The sequence below is a fragment of the Methylobacterium sp. WL8 genome (assembly GCF_008040045.1).
GTDB lineage: Bacteria > Pseudomonadota > Alphaproteobacteria > Rhizobiales > Beijerinckiaceae > Methylobacterium > Methylobacterium cerastii.
This window is the reverse complement of record NZ_VRVF01000004.1, coordinates 86,466-107,459: the sequence shown is the minus strand read 5'-3', so window position 1 is coordinate 107,459 and position 20,994 is coordinate 86,466. Positions and strand designations below refer to the sequence as shown.

The 20,994-nt window shown below is 72.5% G+C and carries 22 protein-coding genes and 1 tRNA gene; 15 read left to right on the top strand and 8 right to left on the bottom strand.

Annotation, left to right across the window (positions count from 1 at the left end; genetic code table 11):
* The first annotated feature begins 1 nt into the window (after position 1).
* The 6 genes from FV234_RS02850 (at position 2) to FV234_RS02825 (ending at position 8,234) form a co-directional block, all read left to right on the top strand.
* Entirely contained in the window at positions 2-709 is a 708-nt protein-coding gene (locus FV234_RS02850) for a uroporphyrinogen-III synthase (RefSeq protein WP_147828019.1), read from the top strand.
* Positions 710-867: 158 nt separating this feature from the next.
* Positions 868-3,204, top strand: a complete 2,337-nt coding sequence (locus tag FV234_RS02845) for a translation initiation factor 2 (protein WP_147828018.1) — start codon at positions 868-870, stop codon at positions 3,202-3,204.
* Between the two features lie 151 nt (positions 3,205-3,355).
* Positions 3,356-4,996, top strand: a complete 1,641-nt coding sequence (locus FV234_RS02840) for a heme biosynthesis HemY N-terminal domain-containing protein (protein WP_147828017.1) — start codon at positions 3,356-3,358, stop codon at positions 4,994-4,996.
* Between the two features lie 356 nt (positions 4,997-5,352).
* Positions 5,353-5,811: an NUDIX hydrolase gene (locus tag FV234_RS02835; RefSeq protein ID WP_147762735.1), complete on the top strand. Its 459-nt coding sequence runs from the start codon at positions 5,353-5,355 to the stop codon at positions 5,809-5,811.
* 118 nt (positions 5,812-5,929) lie between these two features.
* A tRNA-Thr gene (locus FV234_RS02830) sits at positions 5,930-6,004 on the top strand.
* Between the two features lie 247 nt (positions 6,005-6,251).
* Positions 6,252-8,234, top strand: coding sequence for an alpha/beta hydrolase domain-containing protein (locus FV234_RS02825; RefSeq protein WP_147828016.1), 1,983 nt, complete (start codon positions 6,252-6,254; stop codon positions 8,232-8,234).
* A gap of 234 nt (positions 8,235-8,468) precedes the next feature.
* Here FV234_RS02825 and FV234_RS26895 read toward each other — a convergent pair whose 3' ends face one another.
* The 7 genes from FV234_RS26895 to FV234_RS02795 all read right to left on the bottom strand — a co-directional run bounded on the left by FV234_RS26895 (position 8,469) and on the right by FV234_RS02795 (position 12,680).
* A complete protein-coding gene (locus FV234_RS26895) occupies positions 8,469-8,597 on the bottom strand; it encodes a hypothetical protein (RefSeq protein WP_281406033.1) in 129 nt (42 codons plus the stop codon).
* A 96-nt stretch (positions 8,598-8,693) separates the two neighbouring features.
* The gene (locus FV234_RS02820) at positions 8,694-8,969 is read right to left on the bottom strand and encodes an adenylosuccinate synthase (protein WP_147828015.1); all 276 of its coding nucleotides are present in this window, start codon (positions 8,967-8,969) and stop codon (positions 8,694-8,696) included.
* Positions 8,970-8,988: 19 nt separating this feature from the next.
* Positions 8,989-9,204 carry a Trm112 family protein gene (locus FV234_RS02815; protein ID WP_147762732.1) on the bottom strand — a complete coding sequence of 72 codons (216 nt, stop codon included), beginning with the start codon at positions 9,202-9,204 and terminating at the stop codon, positions 8,989-8,991.
* A gap of 85 nt (positions 9,205-9,289) precedes the next feature.
* On the bottom strand, positions 9,290-9,958 hold the full coding sequence (locus FV234_RS02810) for an LON peptidase substrate-binding domain-containing protein (protein WP_147753792.1): 669 nt from the start codon (positions 9,956-9,958) through the stop codon (positions 9,290-9,292).
* A gap of 37 nt (positions 9,959-9,995) precedes the next feature.
* Positions 9,996-10,910 (bottom strand): co-chaperone YbbN, encoded by a 915-nt coding sequence (locus FV234_RS02805; protein WP_147828014.1) that lies wholly within the window; start codon positions 10,908-10,910, stop codon positions 9,996-9,998.
* Between the two features lie 227 nt (positions 10,911-11,137).
* A complete protein-coding gene (locus tag FV234_RS02800) occupies positions 11,138-11,620 on the bottom strand; it encodes a hypothetical protein (protein WP_147828013.1) in 483 nt (160 codons plus the stop codon).
* Positions 11,621-11,702: 82 nt separating this feature from the next.
* A complete protein-coding gene (locus FV234_RS02795) occupies positions 11,703-12,680 on the bottom strand; it encodes a glutathione S-transferase family protein (protein ID WP_147753789.1) in 978 nt (325 codons plus the stop codon).
* A gap of 192 nt (positions 12,681-12,872) precedes the next feature.
* Between FV234_RS02795 and FV234_RS02790 the strand changes: the two genes are divergently transcribed.
* On the top strand, positions 12,873-13,100 hold the full coding sequence (locus FV234_RS02790) for a hypothetical protein (RefSeq protein WP_147828012.1): 228 nt from the start codon (positions 12,873-12,875) through the stop codon (positions 13,098-13,100).
* 92 nt (positions 13,101-13,192) lie between these two features.
* On the opposite strand, the gene FV234_RS02785 is transcribed toward FV234_RS02790, so the two are convergent.
* Entirely contained in the window at positions 13,193-14,119 is a 927-nt protein-coding gene (locus FV234_RS02785) for a hypothetical protein (protein ID WP_147762728.1), read from the bottom strand.
* A gap of 73 nt (positions 14,120-14,192) precedes the next feature.
* On the opposite strand from FV234_RS02785, the gene FV234_RS02780 reads away from it, so the two are divergent.
* The 8 genes from FV234_RS02780 (at position 14,193) to FV234_RS02745 (ending at position 20,980) form a co-directional block, all read left to right on the top strand.
* Positions 14,193-15,323 carry a spore photoproduct lyase family protein gene (locus FV234_RS02780; protein ID WP_238271100.1) on the top strand — a complete coding sequence of 377 codons (1,131 nt, stop codon included), beginning with the start codon at positions 14,193-14,195 and terminating at the stop codon, positions 15,321-15,323.
* A gap of 44 nt (positions 15,324-15,367) precedes the next feature.
* Positions 15,368-15,922: a 2'-5' RNA ligase family protein gene (locus FV234_RS02775; protein ID WP_147828011.1), complete on the top strand. Its 555-nt coding sequence runs from the start codon at positions 15,368-15,370 to the stop codon at positions 15,920-15,922.
* A 14-nt stretch (positions 15,923-15,936) separates the two neighbouring features.
* Positions 15,937-16,695, top strand: coding sequence for a phosphatase PAP2 family protein (locus FV234_RS02770; RefSeq protein WP_147762726.1), 759 nt, complete (start codon positions 15,937-15,939; stop codon positions 16,693-16,695).
* Between the two features lie 119 nt (positions 16,696-16,814).
* The gene (locus FV234_RS02765; protein ID WP_187273556.1) at positions 16,815-17,153 is read left to right on the top strand and encodes a PilZ domain-containing protein; all 339 of its coding nucleotides are present in this window, start codon (positions 16,815-16,817) and stop codon (positions 17,151-17,153) included.
* A gap of 69 nt (positions 17,154-17,222) precedes the next feature.
* Positions 17,223-18,527 carry a Gfo/Idh/MocA family oxidoreductase gene (locus FV234_RS02760; protein WP_147828009.1) on the top strand — a complete coding sequence of 435 codons (1,305 nt, stop codon included), beginning with the start codon at positions 17,223-17,225 and terminating at the stop codon, positions 18,525-18,527.
* 67 nt (positions 18,528-18,594) lie between these two features.
* The gene (locus FV234_RS02755; RefSeq protein ID WP_147828008.1) at positions 18,595-19,989 is read left to right on the top strand and encodes an ActS/PrrB/RegB family redox-sensitive histidine kinase; all 1,395 of its coding nucleotides are present in this window, start codon (positions 18,595-18,597) and stop codon (positions 19,987-19,989) included.
* 39 nt (positions 19,990-20,028) lie between these two features.
* Positions 20,029-20,628 (top strand): ActR/PrrA/RegA family redox response regulator transcription factor, encoded by a 600-nt coding sequence (locus FV234_RS02750; protein WP_147754105.1) that lies wholly within the window; start codon positions 20,029-20,031, stop codon positions 20,626-20,628.
* A gap of 112 nt (positions 20,629-20,740) precedes the next feature.
* Entirely contained in the window at positions 20,741-20,980 is a 240-nt protein-coding gene (locus FV234_RS02745) for a hypothetical protein (protein ID WP_147828007.1), read from the top strand.
* Positions 20,981-20,994 lie beyond the last annotated feature (14 nt).

Here is a 20,994-nt window from a genome sequence, read left to right as displayed (position 1 = left end):
GGTGCGGATCTGGGTGGCGCGGCCAGAGCCCGGCGCCGCGCGCACCGGCGAACGCCTGGCCGCGCTCGGCCACCGGCCGCTGGTGGCGCCGGTGCTGGCGGTGCGCCCCACCGGCGCGGCCCTGCCGCACGGACCCTTCGACGGCCTGATCCTCACCAGCGCGAACGCCCTCGACGCGGTGCTCGCGACCACCGACGCCGGGGCGTTGCGCGGAATCCCGGTCTTCGCCGTCGGCGCGCGTACGGCGGCGCTCGCCGAGGCGCGGCTCGGACCGGTCGCGGTCGGCGCGGGCGACGCCGTCGCGCTCGCCGCCTTGGTGCGGGGCAGGCTCGCGGCCGGCGCGCGCCTGCTCCATCTGGCGGGCGCCGAGCGCAAGGCCGAGCCCGCCGCGGCGCTGACGGCTGCGGGCTACGCGATCGCGACGCACGTGGCCTACGCGGCCGAGGCCGTGCCGCACCTGCCGGACGCGGTCTTTTCCGCGCTGGCCGCGACGCCGCCCGGGCTCGATGCCGCCCTGCACTACTCCCGCCGCAGCGCACGCGTGGCGCATCGATTGTCGGAAGCGGCCGGACACGGCGGAGCTTTCGGCGCGTTGAGGCATTACTGCCTGTCGGACGACGTGGCGGCAGCCCTGGACCAAGCCGGGGTCGCGGCCCATTTCGTCGCTGGGCGACCGCGCGAGGACGACCTCCTCGCGGGCCTGTCCTGACATCCTTGCGATGCCGTCGGATCGGGTCTCGCCCGGTTCGAACCGGGGATGGTAGGGAAGTGTCGCACGAGGCGGCGCGGGGTCGCGGAAACGCTTGAGATCGGGGCGCCGGGCAGAACCGCCGCGCCGGGCACGTCGAGACGGGAGAGACAACGGCCGTGAAGCCACCATCCAACGACGCCGACCGCTCGAACGCCGGAACCCCGACCCCGGGCGCCGCGAAGGACGGCCCGACGACTCCGAACGCCCCTCCCGCGCAGGCCGGCAAGCCCGGAGCGCCCGCGACGCCGCAGGGCCGCCCCTCCGACACCCTGCCGCCGGGCATCCACGTGAAGTCGGAGCCGGGCAAGCTCGAAGCCGGCAAGCTCGAACCGGGCAAGCCGGCGGCTTCCGTCGCCTCGCCTTCGTCCTCGTCCGCCCCCACCCCGGCGTCGAAGCCCGAGGCTGGCCGGACCGATCCGCCGACCTCCGCCAACCCCAAGATCGAACCCGGCCGCCCGGCTCAGCCGTCGTCCGCGGCGTCGGATCCGACGAAGACCGAGGCCAAGCCCGCGGTCGCCCCGGGCGCAAGCGCGGCAAGCCCGACGGGCAAGCCTGGCACCGAGCCTGGCAAGCCCGGGCTCTCCGGCGTACCGGCCGGATCGGCCGCTGCAAAGGAGCCGGGCAAGCCCGAGACGAACAAGCCGGACGCCGGCAAGCCCGAGTTCGGTCGCCCCGGTGCGACCACCGAGCCGCCGAAATCCGCCGGCGGCCCGGCCCAAGGCGGGCCGCGCCCCACGGGCGCCCTCACCGACGGGCCGATCATCGACCTGAAGGCCAAGCGCGTCGAGGACGCCGCGAAGAAGCCGGACGCGAAGGGCGACGTGCGCGGCGACGCCAAGGCGGCGGCGGCCGGCGCAGCGGGCCTCGCTGCCGGCATGGCCGCATCCAACGGCAAAACTTCCGAAAAGGCTTCCGACGACAAGGCTTCCGACAGCAAGCCAGGTGCCGCGACGGCCGGCGCCAAGCCCGCCGGCTCCGGCAGCGCCCCGCCGCGCGTCGGCCCGGCCGACGTTCCCGCCGCCCGCGGGCCGGGCTTCGGCTCGGTGGCGACCGCGGGCCTGCTCGGCGGCGTCATCGGCGCCGGCCTGCTTTTCGCGGTGGAACGCGCCGGCATCCTCGGCAACGCCGGAGACGACGCCCGGCTCACCGCGCTCGACCAGCGCATCTCCGGCCAGCTCACCGGCCTCGACCAGCGGATGGCGTCCTTGAGCCCGCGCGACGCGGTCTCCGCCCTCGACAAGCGCGTCGCCGCCAACGAGGCGACGCTGAAGCCGCTGCCCGACGCGGTGAAGGCGGCCGAAGCCACGGCCAAGCAGGCCCTGGACCGCGCCGCCGGCGCGCCGGCCACGCAGGCCGCGGGCCAGGACGCGAGCCCGGCCCCGGCCGCGCTCCCCTCCGACATCGCCGCCCGCCTCGACAGCCTCGACCAGCGCGTCTCCGCCCTGCAGGAGGAGCCGGGCCGCGACCAGCCGGCGGATGCGCGCCTCGGCGCGACCCAGGCCGGCGACGGGCCGAAGCAGCTCGCCGCCCTCGACGGGCGCGTGAAGGCGCTCGAGGACAAGGCGCCCGACAAGGCGGCGCGCGCGCCGGCGGCCGACCTCGCCCCGAAGCTCGCCGCGCTCCAGGGCGAGGTCGAGACGCGCACCAAGGCGAACGCCGAGGCCGACCAGGCGCTCGGCCAGCGCCTCGACGCCCTGCAGAAGACCCTCGACGACCGAGTGAAGGCCGCCACCGAGGCGGTCCAGACCGCGACCCAGGCCAGCCGCGAGGCGGCCGAGGCTGGCAGGAGCACAGCCGAGGCGGCGACCAAGGCCCTCGACCGGCGCCTGCAGGAGCAGGCGGAGAAGGTCGCGGCCCTCGACAAGGCGGTGGCACTGCGGGCCGAGGCCAGCACCGTACAGGCCGCGCTGAAGGTCGTCACAGCGGACCGGATCGCTGCCGCGCTCGACGCCGGCGTGCCCTATGCCGAGCCGCTGGCGACCCTGCGCAAGCTCGAGACCGGCGACGCGAGCCGGATCGACGCCCTGGCGCCCTTCGCCGACAAGGGCGCGCCCACGGCCGACCAGCTCGCCGCCGAGTTCCGGCCGATCGCCGACAAGGCGGCGGCGGCGCGCAAGGCGGCGGCCTCCAAGGACGTGGCCGCCAACGGCGACCTGAAGAGCCGCTTCCTCAGCATCGCGGATTCGATCGTGCAGGTCCGCAAGGTCGACGCGCCGCAAACGGCCGAGGCCGCCGACACCGATCCGGTGGCGAAGGTCCAGGCGGCGCTCGACAGCGGCGCGCTGCTCGAGGCGTCGCAGGCCTACGCGGCGATGCCGCAGGACCTGAAGGCGCAGGCCGGCGGCTTCGGCGCGACGCTGACGGCGCGGGCCGCCGCGGCGCAGGCGGCGCAGGCGCTGCTCTCCGACGCCTTCAAGGGCCTGCCGACGACCGCGCCGGCCGCCAAACCTTGATGCATTCCTTGCCGTGATCGCATCGAAGCCGTGATCAGTCTCAAGTCGTGATCGCGGCGACACACCATCCCGCGGGGGCGCCCGACGCCCCCGCCCACGACCTCGTCGCGACGCGACGCCGTTCTCGCGGCTGACAGGAGTACCCGACCTCATGTGGCGCGCCCTCGCCTTCCTGGCCCTGCTTGCCGTCGCCGCCTTCGGGGCGGTGTGGATCGCCGACCGACCCGGCTCGGTCACCATCGTGTGGAACGGGTACGAGGTGGCCACCAGCCTCGCCATCGCGCTCGTCGGCGTCGGCGTCGCGGCGATCGTGCTCGGCCTGGTCTGGGCCGTGGTGCGCGGCCTCATCACCCTGCCGGACACCCTGGTGAACGGCTCGCGCGAGCGGCGCCGGGCGAAGGGCTTCACCGCCTTGTCGCGCGGCATGGTCGCCGTCGGGTCGGGCGACCCGCTCGCCGCCCGCCGCCATGCGGGCGACGCCGAGCGCCTTCTCGGCGCCGAGCCGCTGACCCTGCTGCTCAAGGCCCAGGCGGCGCAGATCTCCGGCGACCGGCAGGCGGCCGAGAGCGCCTTCCAGCGCATGGTCGATGACCCCGAGACCCGGGTGCTCGGCCTGCGCGGCCTGTTCGTCGAGGCCCGCCGCCGCGAGGACGACGTCTCCGCCCGCGCCTACGCCGCGGAAGCCGCACGCCTCGCCCCCAGCGTCACCTGGGCGAACGACGCCGTGCTCGAGGCGCAATGCGCCGACGGCGATTGGGGCGGCGCGCTTGAGATCGTCGAGCGCCGCGGCTCCCTCGGGCTGATCGAGAAGGCGGAGGCGCGCCGCCAGCGCGCGGTCCTGCTCACCGCGATGGCGCAGGTGCGCGAGGCCGGCGAGCCCGAAGCCGCCACCGAGCGCGCGCTCCAGGCGGTCAAGCTCGCGCCCGACCTCGTTCCCGCCGCCTGCATCGCCGGGCGCCTGCTGGCGCGCCGCGGCGACCTGAAGAAGGCCGCCAAGATCGTCGAGGCGGCCTGGAAGGCCAACCCGCACCCGGACCTCGCCAAGGTCTACCTCAACCTGCGCACGGGTGATTCCGTGCGGGACCGCCTGACGCGGGCCGAGACCCTGGCCAAGCTCTCGTCCTGGACCCCCGAGGCGCGCCTCGCCCTCGCCCAGGCCGCCTTCGACGCCCGCGACTTCGCCAAGGCGCGCGAGGCGATCCAGCCGCTCCTCGACGACGGCCCGACCGTGCGGACCTGCCTGATGATGGCGCGGATCGAGGAAGCCGAGCACGGCGCCGGCTCGGGCCGCGCCCGCGAGTGGTTGGCGCGTGCCGCGCATGCCCCGCGCGACCCCGTCTGGATCGCCGACGGCGTCGCCTCGCCGACCTGGGAGCCGATCTCCCCGGTCTCCGGCCGCATCGACGCCTTCGTCTGGCAGGCGCCGCCGAACCTGCTCACAGGCCAGGAGCCGTTCGAGAGCGCCGCACCCGAGGCCGAGTCCGCCGCCCTCGCGGCACCGCGCCCGGCCGCGCCGCCCACCGCGAACCCGGCGCCCGCCTTCCCCGCGAGCGTCTCGACGACCGAGCCGAAGCCGGCGGCCGTGATACCGCCGAACGGCGCGACGTCGGCCACCACCCTGCCGGCCGGCGCCCCCTCGGCACGGACCGGACCTGCGACCGGCTCATCCGCGAACCTCGCCGAGCCCGGACCGATGCCGGCGGGCACCGCAAGCCCCGTCGTCCTGCCGCAGCCCCTTCCTCCGGGCAGCCCGAACGAGGATGCAGAAGCCAAGGCCCGCCGGTTCGGCTGACCGGACTGGGCGCAGGTACGAACCCTGCCTCGCGTCGGGCTTTCATCGGACATCCATCTCGATCAAGCGTCCTGCAACACCAGATTGTCCGACAGGACGGGACCGAGCCGTGACTTGGCGCGTTTGACCCGGGTCAGGTCCGTGTCATGGGCGGGAAATGGCCTGGATGTCGCAGGGCATCCGCTTCCCTGGACGACCCGGATCGATTATTTGCCGGGTAACTATCCGATCCGAGAGGCTTCGCCGCTGTTCCATCCCCGTTCCGGTCCTGGAAACCGCATCGTCCTGGCCGCGACCGGGCCGCACGTGTTTGCGCGCCATGCACGCTTCGGCGCGGCCGCCCGGGGGCGGCGGGCATGACGACGATGCCGCTCGACGACGAGCGCGAGGCGCGCCCGCAGGTCGGGGCGCTGCCGTTCCGGCGCGAGCCCGACGGGAGCTACAGCGTCCTCCTCGTCACCTCTCGCGAGAGCCGGCGCTGGGTGATCCCGAAGGGGTGGCCGATGAAGGGGCGCAAGCCGTTCGAGGCGGCGGCACGCGAGGCCTACGAGGAGGCCGGCGTGCTCGGGCAGATCGGCAAGCGGCCGCTCGGCTTCTACCTCTACCAGAAGCGCCTGAAGAACCGCGATGCGGTGCTGTGCCAGGTGAAGGTGTTCCCCCTCGAGGTACGCAAGCACCGCAAGAGCTGGCCGGAGCAGCACGAGCGCGAGCAGCGCTGGTTCACGCCGGCCGAAGCTGCCGAGGCGGTCACCGAGCCCGGCCTCGCGGCGATCATCCGCGCGGCGCTGAAGAAGGACGGTCGCGCCAAATCGTGAGCCGTCCGGTCGATTGCGCCGCCAGGACCGCCAGACGCGATTGCCAAGCCGCCGCCGATCCCTTAAAGCCCCTCTCGGTCGGACGGAGACGCCCCCTCGCGGGCCCCGAAAAGCCGTCGCTGCGGTAGCTCAGTGGTAGAGCACCTCATTGGTAATGAGGAGGTCGTGGGTTCGATCCCCCCTCGCAGCACCATCCATCACACCTCGCAAGATCAACGCTCGGCCTCTCCGCAGGCGCCCGATACGGGCGCCTTTTTTGCGTCGGCAGCATCGATGTCCGACAGCCCGTGCCGTCGATCGTCGCCGGACCGGCGACCGGCTCTCTCGGCTGACAGGTCGGCGAGGTCGGCACCTCTCGGACGACGCACCCCCTCGACGCTTGCCCCAACGTGTGGTTGCTGACCGCACCGGCCTTCTTCGAGCCGGACCAGGGAGTGACCATGCGAACCAACGGCGCCATCCTCGCCGCGCTCGGCTGCGCGCTGTGCGCCGCGCCCGCGGAGGCCCGCATCGTCGGGATCGACGTCACGGCGGTCCAGCCCTTCGCCGACGGAGCCGCGTTCGGTGCGGCCGGCGCCTACGAGCGCGTCGTCGGCACGGCCCGCGGCGAGCTCGACCCGGCGGACCCGGCCAACGCCGGCATCGTCGACATCGCGCTGGCGCCGCGAAACGCCCGCGGCCTGGTCGAATACAAAACCGACCTCTTCATGCTGCGCCCGAAGGACCCCGCCCGCGGGAGCGGCACGCTGCTGTTCGAGGTGCTGAACCGCGGCCGCAAGTTCCTGTTCAACTGGGTGCTCGACGCGCCGGCGCAGGCGGCCCAAGCCGTCAACGATCCGCGCTCCGCCGCGGATGCCGGAACCGGCCTCGTCCTGCGCCGCGGCGACACGGTGGTCTGGTCGGGCTGGGAGGCGGACGCCCTGCGCCAACAGGGCGGCATGGCGATCGACGTTCCGGTGGCGACGCGCGACGGCAAGCCGATCGTCGAGACGGTGCGCGACGAGCTCGTCAGCGCCACGCGCGGGCCGCCCGAGGCGCCGTTCTACCTCACCTTCAAGGCCGCGAGCCAGGACAAGGCCGTGAGCCCCGACAAGGCCGGCGCGCAGCTCACCGTCCGCCGCCGCGAGGGCGACCCGCCGCGGCCGGTCCCGGCCGACGCCTGGCACTACGCGACGCCGCGGCAACTCGAGTTGCTGCCCAAGGGCACCAAGCCGCTGCCGGGGTCGCTCTACGAGCTCACCTACCAGGCCACCGAGCCGAAGGTGCTCGGCGTCGGCTTCGCCGCGACGCGGGACGTGGTGGGCTATCTGCGCGGCGCCGCGGCCGACGGGGCGAACCCGGCCGGCGGCTCCATCCGCCACGCCGTCGCCCTCGGCATCTCGCAGAGCGGGCGCTACCTGCGCGACTTCGTCTTCCAGGGCTTCAACCGCGACGAGGCCGGCCGCCGGGTCTTCGACGGCATGCTCTCGCACATCGCGGGCGTCGGCGGGATCTTCCTCAACGCCCGGTTCGGGCAGCCCTCCCGCACCAACACGCAGCACGAGGACCACCTCTATCCCGAGAACGCCTTTCCGTTCTCCACCGCGCGGCAGCACGACCCGATCACCGGCCGGACCGGCGCGCTCATGCGCGACGACGGCTTCGACCCGCTCCTGATCGAGGTGAACACCGGCACCGAGTATTGGCAGAAGGGCGCCTCGATGCTCACGACGGACCCGCTCGGCCGGTCCGACATGCCGCTGCCCGAGACGTCGCGCGCCTTCCTGGTCTCCAGCGGATTCCATTACGGGCGCGCCGGCTTGACCTCGACCAAGGGGGCGTGCGCGAACCCGCGCAGCACCCTGAACCCGGCGCCGGCCCTGCGGGCGCTCCTCGTCGCGCTCGAGGAATGGGTGACCGCGGGCAAGGCTCCGCCGGAGAGCCGCGTCCCCCGCCTGTCGGACGGCACGCTGGTGGAGGCCGCCGACGCCGGCTTCCCGTTCCTCGTGGGCACACCCGTGCCGACGACGCCCAACGCGATCGCGCGGTTTTCCACCTATGTCGACCCGCGCCCCGAGACCGGGCCGCAGTACCGGCCGCTGGTGCCGCGTGTCGACGCGGACGGCAACGAGGCGGCGGGCATCCGCCTGCCCGCTGTCGCGGCCCCGCGCGCGACCTTCACCGGCTGGAACCTCTACGCCGACCCGTTCCCGGCCGGCGCCCTGTGCGATCGCGAGGGCAGCCAGATCGGCTTCGCGCGCACGCGGGCCGAACGCGAGGCGGCCGGCGACCCACGCCCGTCCCTGGAGGAGCGCTACGCGAGCGCGGACGCCTACATTGCGGCGGTCACGAAATCCGTCGACGCCCTCGTCGTGGACCGCCTGCTGCTGCGCGAGGACGGCGACCGCCTGATCGCGTCGGCACGCCAGGACGCGGCGCCCTAGCGCATTTTCAAGCGAGGTGGATGCCGGCTCGCATGAGGAAAGTGCGACCACACAGCAAGTTATACCAGACCTCGATGAGCCCGACTCATCGAAGTCTGGCCCCCGCGACTGCGGGGCGGCGGCAATCCGCCGGACCTCATGGGTTCCTACCCATGAGACTTGGTATTAGAGCATGTTCCGTGATCCAGAGATCACGGAACATGCTCTCGCGCGATCGATCGCGCGAAACGCGATTCAGCGCGGGGCGGCGGCCGGCTCGGAGATCGACGGCTTGGCCGGCGCGCCCCTCAGGGCGATGAAGGCGCTGCCGAACACGGCCAGCACGATGGCGGCGGCGAAGGTGAGGAAAAGCCAGCGGGGCATGCCGTCCCCTAGCACGGGGGCGGGCGGACGGGCACCGCGGCACGTTCGTCGGCGTGCCTCGCGTCGGCGCGGCTTGCGTCGGCCGAGAGTGCGGCGTCAGGCCGGGTCGATCGCGAATTCCATGCCGCGGCCCGGACCCTGGTCGGCATAGCCGACGAGGACGTAGCCGCGCTCGGCGAGCGCGGCGTCGAGGTGGTCGCGGTGTTTGCGGTAGAGCTGCCCGATCGCCAGCGGCGTCAGGCGCGGGTTGCCCTGGCGCAGCCGGTCGACGCCGACCTGAAGCGGCACGCCGTCCCGGTCGGCGATGCGCACGAGGGCCGACGCGAGGTCGGCGGCCTTGGTCTCGGAGGCCGATTTCGCCTTGAAGGCCATGCCTGGCTCCTCGTGCCGATCAGTCCGTGAGCTGGCGCGCCTCTTCCGGCAGCATGATCGGGATGCCGTCGCGGATCGGGTAGGCGAGCTTGGCCGAGCGGCTGATCAGTTCCTGGCGGCCGGCGTCGTAGTCGAGGGTGCCCTTGGTCAGCGGGCAGACCAGCAGCTCGAGCAGCTTCGGGTCGACGCGGGTCGCCTCGACGGCGGTGCCCGGGGTGGTCATGTCCTGCGTCATGCTCTCGATCTCCGTTCGAAGCCGTGCCGGTTGGTAGCGGAGGCGCAGGCGTTCGTCATCGCCGAACCCGCCGTGGGAACGCCCGCTACTGCATCGTCGGCTCGGGCCCGGTGCTGCGCACCATCTCCATCTCGGTGACCGCGACCAAGATCTCGGCGCGGGTCTTCAGGTCGGGCGCCTCGAGCATCGCCTGCTTCTCGCGGACGCCGAACGGGCTCATCATGCAGAGCGCGTTGACCAGCGCCTCGTTCGGAGCCTCCTCGATGCCCGCCCAGTCGACCTTGAGGTCGTTGGAATCGACGAAGTCGCGCAGGGCCCGCAGGACGCCGTCGCGGTCCACGGCGTCTTCCCCGGCGCGCGCGGTGAAGTCGATGGCGAAGTCGTCGTAGCTGACCTGGCAGCGGCGGTAGGCGCCGGTGGTGGCGAACTCGCTCATCACCCGGAAGCGGCCGATGCCGGTCAGCGACAGCAGGTAGCGGCCGTCGCCGGTCTCGGCGAACTGGGTGATGCGGCCGGCGCAGCCGACCCGGTACAGCTTCGGGCTCATCGGCGAGGCGCCGCCCTCGGCGTCTGGCTGGATCATGCCGATGACCCGGTCGGTCCGCAGCGCGTCGTCCACCATGGCGAGGTAGCGCGGCTCGAAGATGTTGAGCGGCATCTGCCCGCGCGGCAGCAGCAGGGCGCCGGGCAGGGGGAAGACCGGGATGACGGGGGGGCAATCGCCCGGACCCTTGTAGCCCGCATGCGTGCTCATGACGCCTCCAGCGATACGAAACCTTCGGAGTCCGACCTCACGCGAACAGCAGCGTCGAGAGCTTGCGCCGCCCGCGGATCGCGGCCGGGTCCATCGGGCCCCAGGCCTCGAAGAACTGAAGCAGCTGCTTGCGCGCGCCGTCCTCGTTCCAGGTGCGGTCCCGGCGGATGATCTCGATCAGGTGATCGACCGCCTTCTCGCGCTCGTTGCCGGCGTTGAGCCCCAACGCCAGGTCGAACCGGGCCTGATGCGCGTCGGGGTTGGCCGCGACCTCGGTCTCGAGGCCGGCGAGGTCGCCGAGCGCGGCGGCCTGCTCGGCCAGCTCGATCGCGGCGCGGATGCCGGCGAGCCCCGGGTCGGCGGCCTTGGCCTCCGGCACCATCGCGAGCACCTGCTTGGCGTTCTCGAGCTCGCCCGCGTCGAGCTGGATCTTGGCGAGGCCGGCGAGTGCCGCGACGTTGTCGGGCTGCTGCCCAAGCACGGCGGCATAGAGCTCGGAGGCGCCGGCGAGGTCGCCCTCCTCCAGCGCCTGTGCGGCTTCCGCCATCACCTGGTCGATCTCGCTCGGCCCGGCGAGACGATCGAAGAACGTCTTGATCTGGGCCTCGGGCAGGGCGCCCTCGAACATGTCGACCGGGCGGCCCTGGTCGATGGCGACCACGGCGGGCACGCCCTGCAGGCCGAGCTGCTGGCCGATCTGGCCCCAGACCGCCGGATGCTCGTCGACGTTCATCTTGACGAGGACGACCTTGCCGGCGGCCGCGCGGACGAACTTTTCGAGCACCGTCAGCAGCGTCTTGCTCGACGGGGCGCGGGGCGACCAGAACAGGACCAGCACGGGGCGGTTCGCCGACTCGGCGATCACGTCCTGCCGGAATCCGGTCGTGGTGGTCTCTCGGATCAGGTCGGACGCACCGGGATGCGCGTCCGTCGCGAGCGTGTCGTTCAGCATGCGGTATCGGGCCTTGGAACCAAGTGTCACCTAGTGCGGTACATGGGACTCAGGCGCCCGGCTGACCAGTGCGGAACGCGCTCTGTCCGCAAGGGAATCCGTGCGCCAGGTCGCCGCCGGTGCGATCTTGCCGCCATCCTCGTCTGGCCGGCGTCGCGGCGCGAGACATGCCCCCCGGGAGCGATCTCCCGGAGGCGGAGTGGCCGACGTCTTCGAAAAAAGGCGGCTTACTGCGCCGGGGCTCCCGAGGCGGCCTTCGCCTGCGTCACGAAGGTGCCGGCGAAGGTGCGCCCGTCCGGCGCCGAAGCCTCGCAGGCGATGGTAGTCTTGCCCGGGGCCGGGGTCGAGAAGGTGCAGGCGCCGACCGCCGGCGTCGGGTTGCGCACGATCCCCTTGTCGCTCGACGTGCCGGCGGTGACGAGGTTGATCGGCTGGAGCGGATCGGTTTCCTCCGTGCGCTCCTGCTGCGCGCCGGTGCCGCTAAAGCTCAGGGTGCGTCCGTCGGTGGTGGTGAAGTCGAAGGTCGTGCGGCGGCGCTCGGCGGCGTTCCCGAGCGTCGGCTTGCAGGCGGCGGTGGCGTCCTTGCCCTCGATCACCAGCTTCTCGCAGGTGCCCTCGAGCTGCACCGCCGCCTGCGACCAGGCGGGGCCGGCGAGCGCCAGGGGCGCGGTGAGGAGGGCGAGGCGGCGGAGCGTCTGTGCGATCGTCATGGCGGCGATCTAACGCGCCGCGCGCATCCGTCGAGTCCGGTTTGCAAGTTCGCGCTGCAAGTTCGCGCCACAAGTTCGCGCTTCACGCGCCGAAGCGCAGCGCCCTGTCGTTGGGCGCGGCGAAGTCCAGGTCCGGCCCCGCCGGCACGATGCCCGTCGGGTTGATGGTCGGGTGGCTCTCGTAATAGTGCCGCTTGATGTGGACGAGGTTCACCGTCCCGGCGACGCCCGGCAGGGCGTAGAGGTCGCGCAGGTAGTTCGACAGGTTCGGGTAGTCGGCGATGCGCCGCCGGTTGCACTTGAAGTGCCCGACATAGACCGCATCGAACCGCACCAGCGTCGTGAACAGCCGGATGTCGGCCTCGGTCAGCTGCGCGCCGCAGAGATAGCGCTGGCCGTCGAGGCGGGCTTCGAGGGCGTCGAGCTCGGAAAACAGCGCGGCGAAGGCCTCCTCGTAGACGGATTGTTCGGTGGCGAAGCCCGCCTTGTAGACGCCGTTGTTGACCCGGTCGTAGACCCGGGCGTTCACGGCATCGATCGACTCACGCAGGTCGTCCGGGCAGAGGTCCGGCCCGGTGCCGCCGAAGGCCGAATCGAACATGCGGATGATCTCGGCCGACTCGTTCGAGACGATCGTCCGCTTCTTGCGGTCCCACAGCACCGGCACGGTGACGCGGCCGGTATAGTGCGGGTCGGCGGCGCGGTAGACCTCGTAGAGCCGCGTCGCGTGGTGGATCGGATCGGGGGTGGCGCCGGGGCTGTCGCCGAACACCCAACCCTCCGAGCCCATGTGCGGATCGACGACGGAGACGGAGATCGCGTCCTCCAGGCCCTTCAGCGCCCGCACGATGAGGGCGCGGTGCGCCCACGGGCAGGCGAGCGAGACGTAGAGGTGGTAGCGCCCCGCCTCGGCCGCGAACCCGCCCTCCCCCGACGGGCCCGGGGCGCCGTCGGCGGTGACCCAGCTGCGGAACGCCGAGGCCTTGCGCTCGAAGCGGCCACCGGTCGACTTGGTGTCGTACCATTGGTCCTGCCAGGCGCCGTCGACGAGCAATCCCATGCGATGCGTTTCCGGTGCTGCGCGCGTCCGCCCGCCCCTCGGGCCGGCCTTGCGCGGAAGGGAAGAAGGGTCGGTGCAAAACCTAGCCCGTTTCCTGCTTGGTTGTCTGGCTTGGCTATCTTGCTCGGCGGTTGCGGCCGGGCCGTGGGACGCCCGGCGCGACCGCGCCGAGATGGCCTGAATGGAGGATCGATGTCGCTCGCCCTCGCGATTCCCGCCGCCGAGGCGGCCGTGTTCACCGCCGGATGCGCCACGATCCACGGGTTGCGACGGCAGGCCGACGGGGTGACGCTGGGCCTGGCTGGAATCCTCGCGATCCTCGTCCTGCTGTTCGGCATCGCCGCGACGCCGGACGGGTACCGCGCCTTCCAAATCGACGACGCCCTGACGGAGACCAGCCTGGTCCAGCCGACGCCCTGAGCAGAGCCGCGTCGGCAACGCGACCCTGCTCAAGTCCTTGGTCCGCTGCAAGTTTTTGACGAAAAACCGGCGGCCACTTTTGCAAAACTCGCTTAGACCGTCGCGACCCTGCGCCCGGCGGCCACGTCGAAGTCGTCGCTCGGCAGGCGGGCGAGGAAGCGCTCGGCCAGCTCGAACAGCAGGATGTCGGGGCGCACCCGCTCGACGTAGGCCCAATCGAGGTTCGCCGACCACACGAAGTGCACCTCGGCGAAGCTCTCGGCGAGCAGCCCCGTGAGCAGCATGGGCGCGAAATGCGCGTAGGAATCGCCGAACAGCACCACGCGCCGCGGGTCCGCGGCCGGGTTGTCGTTGCGGTAGACCACGTGCGCCCCCGTGTGCAGGTCGCGCTCGCGGCCCTCCGCCTCGTAGGCGGCGAGCAGCGCGCCGGCCTCGACGCGCACCGCGTCCCGCTGGATCTGCGGGCGCACCAGCCGCTCGACCGGCCGGCCCGGCAGCTTGGCGCCGAGGTCCATCACCCGATCCATGACGAGGGCGGGGCGCGCGCCGATGTCGGCCGGCGGGATTGCGGCGAGGGCACGCATCAGCTCGCGGTAGGCGAGCAGGCACCCGTCCGCCGACCAATGCGTGTCGGTCTTCAGGTAGAGGGGCGCCGGCCCGTCGCGGGCGGCGCGGAAGGGGCCGAGCAGGTCGAGGTAGGCGGCCTGTCCCGCGAGCTTGCGGGCGAGCCGTCGGGTCGAGGCGCGCGACGGGTCGTAGGGCAGGTCGATCGTCATGTGGTCGTAGACCGAGAGCTTCTCGGGCACGATGAACTGGACGCAGCGGATGCCGAGGCGGGCGGCGCGGGCGGCGCGCGCCGTCATCAGCCGGGTCCAGCCGCGCAGGGTCCACCATTGGCGCAAGGTGCCGCGGTAGCGCTCCATGACGTCGTTGCTGCCGCCGATCAGGAACAGCCAGCCGTCGCGCCCCTCGTGGACGGTTTCCCGGACGGGGGGGACGGGAGAACGCTGCGAGGCCATGGCGGTGCTTTAGCCGCAGGCCGCGCCCGGCGGAAGTCAGGAGCCGGCGCAGGGGCCGCGGCGTTCGCAAACCATGGAGACCGCCCAGACCCTCGCGCCGCCACCGGCCCTCGCGCCGCCGTCGTCGGCTCCCTCGCCCGCCCGGCCGGCGCGCCTGTGGCGACCGCGGCGCGTGCTGGTGACGCCGGCTGCCCTGGAGCACGCGCACGGACGGGCGATGCTCGCCCGCGCGGAGGCGCAGGGCATCCCAGTCGAACGCCTGCCCGCCAACCGCCTCACCGGCCTGCGCCACGCCGACCCGCGCCGGGCCTACGTCGAGGCGAAGGCGACGCTCGCCCTCGTCGTGGCGCCGCCGACCAAGCTCCGGCTGCAGCCGATCCCGCCCTCGGCCGACTGGCGCTTCGACCTGGCCGAGGGCTGCCCGGCCCATTGCCAGTACTGCTACCTCGCCGGCTCGCTCTCCGGGCCGCCATTGACGCGCGCCTACGCCAACCTCGACGCGATCCTCGGGAATCTCGAAGCTTACCTCGGCCAGGGCGCGGTCACCTCCGCCCAGGCCGAGCGGGCGCAGGAGGGCACCACCTTCGAGGCCTCGTGCTACACCGATCCGCTCGGTATCGAGCACCTCACCGGGTCGCTCTCGGCGGCGATCCGGCATTTCGGCGCCTGGGAGGCGCCGGTGCAATTGCGCTTCACCACCAAGTTCGCCGCCGTCGAGCCGCTGCTCGACCTTCCGCACCGCCGCCGCACCCGCATCCGGTTCTCGGTCAACGCCCGCGCCGCCACGCGCTACGAGGGCGGCACCGCGAGCCTCGACGCCCGGCTCGGGGCGATGCGGGCGGTGGCGCTGGCGGGCTATCCCGTCGGCCTCACCATCGCGCCGATCCTGCCGGTGCCGGACTGGGAGGCAGGCTACGCCGCGCTGATCCGCGAGGCGGCCGAGGCTTTGGCGGGCGTTCCCGACCTCGACCTCACCGCCGAGCTGATCACCCACCGCTTCACGCCGGGCTCGAAGCAGGTGCTGCAGGGCTGGTATCCGGGCTCCGACCTGCCGCTCGACGAGGCCGGGCGCACCAGGAAGCTCACCAAGTTCGGCTCGGTGAAGTACGTCTTCCCCAAGGACGTGATGGCCGCGATGCGCGCCACCCTGTTCGCTGCGCTCTCCCGCGACCTGCCCGCCGCGCGCATCCTCTACTGGACCTGACCGCGCCCTGCGCCATCTTCGTTCGGCCGCGACCGAGAGCCCGCATGCCCGATACGCCGACACGAAACACCGGGGAGCCGGACGCCGACGCGGCGCCGCTGATCCTGACGCTCGCCTTCGATGCGGAGACGTTCGCGCGGTTCGACGGCCTGCGCCGGCGCCACTTCCCGAAGGCGCTGAACCACATTCCGGCCCATGCCACGCTGTTCCACAACCTGCCGGGCGCGGCCGAGCCCGGGGTGCGCGAGACGATCGCGATGCTCGCCCGCACCGTGCCGCCGCCGGTGGTCGCGGTGACGGGCCTGCGCTTCACAGGCCGCGGGGTCGCCTACGTGCTCGAATCCGAGGCGCTGTCGGCGTTTCGCGCACGCCTGGCCAAGACCTTCGAGGCGCACCTCACGGCGCAGGACAAGCAGGGCTGGCGCCCGCACGTCACCGTGCAGAACAAGGTCGATCCCGAGACCGCCCGCGCGCTCCACGCCGCCCTCGCCGACGACTTCGCGCCGTTCCACTTCACCGCGCCGGCGACGCGGCTCTGGCGCTATCTCGGCGGCCCGTGGGACGAGCGGGCGCAGTTCGCGTTCGGTGAGAACGCGTGAGCGGGATGTCGCCGATGCGTGCGCCCACCTTCGTCCGCCGCATCCCCTTCCTCTCCCACGCCACCTCCGTCTGGCTCCGGCTGCGCCTCAACGAGGTCGGGCCGCTGCTGGCGCTGATCTGCGTCAGCGGGCTCGGCTACGCGTTCTTCGCGCTCGCCCACGAGGTCGGCGAGGGCTCCACCGAGGCGCTCGACCGCCGGATCCTGCTGGCCCTGCGCAACCCCGCCGACCTCTCCGATCCGATCGGGCCGCCCTGGCTCGAAGAGACGATGCGCGACATCACCGGGCTCGGCAGCGTCTTCACCATCGTCCTCCTCACCGTGGCGGTGGCGGCCTACCTCGCCCTGTCGGGCAAGCGCCGGGTCGGCCTGTTCGTGGTCGGCGCGGTCGGCGGCGGCGAATTGGTCTCGACGGTGCTGAAGCTGTTCTATCACCGCCCGCGGCCGGACCTGGTGCCGCACGGCATGGACGTGTTCACCGCGAGCTTCCCGAGCGGGCACGCCATGATGTCGGCGATCGCCTACCTGACCCTGGCGACGCTGATCGCGCGGATCGACCGCCACCGCCGGGTCAAGGCGCTGGTGCTGGCGCTGGGCGTCGCCATGACCCTGCTGGTCGGGATCAGCCGGATCTACCTCGGCGTCCACTGGCCGAGCGACGTGCTGGCCGGCTGGTGCATCGGCGCCGCCTGGGCGGCTCTCTGCTGGTTCGTGGCGCTCCAGCTTCAGCGCAGCGGCGGCGTCGAGGCCCCCGACCCGCCCCCGCCCGAGTGACGCGCCGGCTGCGGCCAGGCGTTAAGCTTAACGAATGGTTACGCCTGACTCTAGGAAGCCTTTCATGCTTGGCTGCATTATCGAAGTAGCAACCTGAGATGGGAAACACGCCTGTGACCTTGACGACGCCCCCGATCGAGCGCCGCCAATGTGATCGCCGCCGCGCCTGCTACGGCGGCACCCTGCGCATCGCGGCGTTCCTCCCGGAAGTCGAGTGCCGCCTTCGGGATCATTCGCTCACCGGCGTCCGCATCGTGATCGCGGAGGACGTGGTTCTGCCGCGCGTCGTCGACCTCACGGTGGCCTGCCGCGATCAGACCCGCCGCGCCGAGATCGTCTGGCGCAGCGGCACCCAGGCCGGCCTCGCTTTCCTCGAAGGACCGCCGCGCGAGGTCGCGACGGAGGTCGAAGCGGGCGCCGCCTGGAACGCGGCCGCCCCGCCCGACCGGCTGCACTGAGCCGAAGCACGGAACTCTGCCAACCGGCGCCGGGTTTCCCCGCCTCTCAACCGACCGAGACGGGGTGGCATGGCGGACGATTTCGGGCTCTCGCGACGGACCCTGCTGCGGGCCGGCGGCGTCACCCTCACCGGCGCCGCCCTCGGGGCGGCGGACGCGGCCCGCGCAGGCACGACGCCCGGGCCGACCGTGCCCGCCGACACCGGCGCCGTGCAGGGCGGCCGGGTGCAGTTCCCGAACTGGCGCGGCCAGGGCGACCGGCCGCCGGCGCCGACACCTGCGCCGCAGCCGCCGGGACAGCGCGTCGGCTACTGCGTCGTCGGCCTCGGCCGCCTCAGCCTCGACGAGATCCTCCCGGCCCTGTCCCAGGCCAAGCGCTCGCGGCTCGTGGCGCTGATGTCGGGCACGCCGGACAAGGCGAAGCTCGTCGCGCAGCAATACGGCGTGCCCGAGAGCGCGGTCTACGGCTACGGCGACTGGGACAAGCTGAAGGCCAACCCGGAGATCCAGGCGGTCTACGTCGTCACCCCGAACGCGGTGCACCACGACAACGTCGCGGCCGCGGCGGCAGCGGGCAAGCACGTGCTGTGCGAGAAGCCGATGGCGGCCTCCTCCGCGGAGGCGCGGGCGATGATCGCGGCGTGCGAGCGCGCCAAGGTCAAGCTGATGATCGCCTATCGCTGCCAGTACGAGCCGTACAACCGCGAGGTGGTGCGCCTCGTTCGATCGGGCGAATTCGGCAAGCCGCGGATGATCCAGGCCTTCAACGGCCAAACCTCGGGGCTGCCGGAGCAATGGCGCCTGAAGAAGGCGCTCTCGGGCGGCGGCGCCCTGCCCGACATCGGGCTCTACTGCCTCAACGGCGTTCGGGCGCTGCTCGGCGAGGAGCCGGACCTGATCCAGGCGCAGACGCATTCGCCGGCAGACGACCCGAAGTTCCGCGAGGTCGAGGAGGGTGTGAGCTTCACCCTACGCTTCCCGTCGGGCGTGCTGGCGCAATGCATGACCAGCTACGGCGTCCACGAATCGCGCCGCCTGACCGTGCATACGGGGGGCGCCGACATCGATCTGCAGAACGCCTTCGCCTATGTCGGCCAGCGCCTCGTGGTCACCCACCGCGACGGCAAGGTGGTGTCGCAGGACACCAAGGTGATCGGCGCCAAGAACCAGTTCGCCCTGGAGATGGACCATTTCTCGCGCTGCATCCAGGAGAACCGCCGGCCGCGGACGCCGGGCGAGGAGGGTCTTCAGGACCACGTGCTGATGGAGGCGATCTACGAGGCGGCCCGCACCGGCGCGCCGGTTTCGATCCCGCCCGTCCCCGGCGCCGGCCTCGACGCCACCCGTGGCCCCGAACTCGACGAGGCGGGCTGAGGCGCAAGGCGGGAGGATCGTCGCGGGCTCTGGATCGGCCCGCCCCCGGCTCTATCGTTAGGCCATCATGCTCGACACCGATCCGAGCGGCTTCGTCCGCGACGCGCGCCACCTGCGCCTCGACACGTTCGTGCGCCTGCGCTGGCTCGCGATCACCGGGCAGAGCGCGGCCGTGGTCGGAGCGCAGTTCGGCCTCGGGCTCGGGCTGCCGTTCGGCTGGTGCTTCCTGGCGATCGCCGCCTCGTCCTGGCTGAACCTCGGCCTGCGCATCCGCTTCCCGGCGAGCTACCGGCTGAGCGCGGATTCCGCCGCCCTGCTGCTGGCCTTCGACATCGTGCAGCTCGCCGTGCTGCTGTTCCTCACCGGCGGCCTGCAGAACCCGTTCTCGCTGCTGTTCCTCGCCCCCGTCCTCATCTCGGCGACCGCACTGCCGCCGGAACGGACCTTGGCGCTCGGCCTGCTGGCGATCGGGCTCGCGACGCTGCTGGCCTTGGTCCACCGCCCGCTGCCGTGGTTCGCCGACGGGCGGATCGAGTTGCCGTTCCTCTACGTCTCCGGCGTGTGGACGGCGATCCTGCTCGGCACGGCCTTCACCGGCGTCTACGCGTGGCGGGTCTCGGAGGAGACGCGCCAGCTCGCGCAGGCGCTGGCCGCGACGGAGCTGGTGCTGGCCCGCGAGCAGCACCTGTCGCAGCTCGACGGCCTTGCCGCGGCGGCGGCGCATGAGCTCGGCACGCCGCTCGGCACGATCATGGTGGTGACCAAGGAGCTGGTGCGCCAACTCGGGCCCGACGCGCCGCCGGCGGTTGCCGAGGATCTGCAGCTCCTGCGCGAGCAGGTCGACCGCTGCCGCGGCATCCTCTCGAAGCTGACGTCGCTCGACGGCGACGGCGCCGGCTTCCTCGAGACCTTGAGCTTCAGCCACCTCATCGAGGAACTGGTGGCGCCGCACCGGGCGATGGGCATCGCCCTCGACATCTCGAGCCAGGGCGACGCCCCGGAGCCGGATTGCCGCCGCAACGCCGGCGTGATGTTCGGGCTCGGCAACATCCTCGACAACGCGGTCGACTTCGCCGACGCCCGCGTGGTGATCGAGGGCCGCTGGACGCTGGACCGGGTGACGCTCGAGATCCGCGACGACGGCCCCGGCTTCTCCGCCGAGGTGCTGCTGCGGGCGGGAGAGCCCTACGTGACCACCCGCAGCCCCGACCGCGCGGCGGGGCAGGCGCAGGGCGGCACGGTCGGCGCCGGCCTCGGCCTCGGGCTGTTCATCGCCAAGACGCTGATCGAGCGCTCGGGCGCGCAGATCACCCTGTCCAATGCCTCGGCGCCGGGCACGCATGGGGCGCAGGTCCGGATCTCCTGGGCGCGCCACATCTTCGAGCGGGGTGCGGCGCTGCGTCATGCCCCCGAATTCGGCACACGCCCACCCCTGCCCGCGGGCGATGTCGCGCCTATATAAACTCTCAACGAATACAGCGAAATCTTTGAGGAGCTTCTCATGCTGACGCAATCGAGCTCGTCGGGCGCCCCGGATGCCGTGGCGCTCAGCGACGCCGACCCGCTGGCCGCATTCTCCGACCGCAGCCTCCTGATCGTCGACGACGACAAGCCGTTCTCGACCCGGCTCGCCCGTGCGATGGAAGCGCGCGGCTACCACGTCCAGGTCGCCGAGAGCGTGGCCGAAGGCGTGTCCGTGGTCGAGGCGCGGGCGCCCGCCTTCGCGGTGATCGACATGCGGCTCGGCGACGGCAACGGCCTCGACGTGATCGCCCGCCTGAAGGAGCGCCGGCCGGAAGCCCGCGGCGTCATCCTGACCGGCTACGGCAACATCGCCACCGCCGTCACCGCCGTGAAGCTCGGGGCCTTCGACTACCTGGCCAAGCCCGCCGACGCCGACGAGATCCACGGCACGTTGATGGCGCAGCCGGGCGAGCGGGCCGACCCGCCCGAGAACCCGATGTCCGCCGACCGCGTGCGCTGGGAGCATATCCAGCGGGTCTACGAGCTGTGCGGACGGAACGTCAGCGAGACCGCGCGCCGGCTCAACATGCACCGCCGCACCCTGCAGCGCATCCTCGCCAAGCGCGCCCCGCGCTGAGGCGGGGGCCACCCGCGAGGGGCGCTTGCCGGTTGCACAGCATGCGACAATCGGGGTACTGCCGCCGTCGTAAGCGGGACGCGAATCCGTGCCGCCGGCGGAAGGGGTCCTCGTGAACGCCCGCAACCTGATCACGATCCTCAGCATGATGGTGCTGGTGGGAACGGAAGTCTTCGCGGTGGCGATCGCCGCGGGCTGGGCCATCGCAGGCCTGTTCGAACTCGGCGACACCGTCGGCCATGTGCTGATGGGTCTGTTCAGCCTGCTCGCGGCCTGGATCATGTTCCAGCTCTGGCAGCGCGCGACGAGCATCGAGCCCCTGCGCGCCGCGCCGCGGGCCGCCCGCCGGTGACGGACGGCCACGAC